The organism is Aeromonas sp. HMWF014 (assembly GCF_963878295.1).
Lineage (GTDB): Bacteria > Pseudomonadota > Gammaproteobacteria > Enterobacterales > Aeromonadaceae > Aeromonas > Aeromonas popoffii.
The window spans coordinates 1-1303 of the sequence record NZ_CAWNYS010000029.1 but is presented as its reverse complement, the minus strand read 5'-3'; the positions used below and the strand labels follow the sequence as shown (position 1 = coordinate 1303).

Annotated in this window: 1 protein-coding gene; it reads right to left on the bottom strand. The window is 53.4% G+C overall.

Translation table 11 applies throughout. From position 1 onward, the window contains the following. On the bottom strand, nucleotides 1-746 hold a 746-nt coding region (locus tag AAC083_RS00935; RefSeq protein ID WP_308811036.1), incomplete at its 3' end, for a hemolysin N-terminal domain-containing protein. Nucleotides 747-1303: the final 557 nt, after the last annotated feature.

Sequence of the window (1303 nt, the reverse complement as noted above, 5' to 3'; positions counted from 1 at the left end):
GCCGAGGTTCGGCCTAACCAAGTGTCCGGATTTAGTTGACCACTACAGGCGGTGCCCGTGTTGCCAAACTGCAGGGAGCGCATCAGATTGACCCGGTAGACCAGCGAGATGTTCGCCCCATCTTTGCCGGTATCGCAGAACACCCTGTTACCCTTGTCCCACTTGATCGAGCGCGGGAAGGTGCACTCGGCATCGGTGATCTCGTGGTTGACATTGAGATAGAAGGCCACGTGAGGCAAGCTGGCGTCATCGGCAGCTGGCTGGATCAGGGAGCGTTTGCCCCGCTTGGCAAGACTCTCGACCCGCTCCATCACCTGATAGAAGGCCGGATCATCGACGCCCCCCAACGGAGTAAACATCAGCGCTCCCTTGTAAGCGGAGACCAATACCCAGTCGGCATCGAACGAAATACCGGTCAGCCGCTCCATGGCTTTTTTGGCCTGTTGCCGCTCGTCCTTATCCGTGATGGCGCTGAAATCGATGAAGACGCGCTCACCCTTCACCAGCACGCGTTCGTGCAACTGCTCAGGGGTCAGCCCCTTGGTGGCTTGCTGCTCATCCAGCCAGATGCTGGCATTGAAGTAGACAAGTCCCTGCTCCGATTGCAGGCTGGCCAGCATGCTGATGCCCTGATCGGTACGCTCGCCTATGTCTTCGGCCTGCACGCTGCCTGCCAGCAAAGCCAGGGTGAGCAAACTGAGAGTGGGAACCCGAGTAATGAATTTGCGTGGTTTTTTATTTTTCATTGTTAACTCCATGTCAAAGCACGCCAGACTATTTCCATCATGAGGCGCAACAGCACAACCCTATTGTTGATGGTTATATTTCGGCGTTATTCTGCTTGCTTGCCGAACAATGCCAACCATTTTTATCGCCGTGAATGAGCAGATGTTCATGGTAGGTCTTTCATATGGCAAAACAAGGACTACGATACAGTCCAAGGTGGAATATTCGGCGATCGCCGATACTATTACACGGTTGTCGCGCTGTCATAGCGCTGCCCCTTTTTGATGTGGGCGACACCTGTTTTTATCCTCGCGTCCCTGTTCATCGGCCTGAACGATGAAGCGGGAGCCTGATGCCTTGGGCATTCTGCCGCGAGGAAACAGTCAGGGCTATGAGATCAATATCATGGGGCGACCCTCCTCTGTCTGGTGATATTGTCAGCCAACGCCCGCCACAGACTGAATATTCTCAGTGAACCGATGACGGAAATAAACGAAAATATATTTCGTTTTCTGCCATCATATGGGTGACGGGCGTGACATGTCTCGCTACCAGCTGTAATACCATTTTATCATAA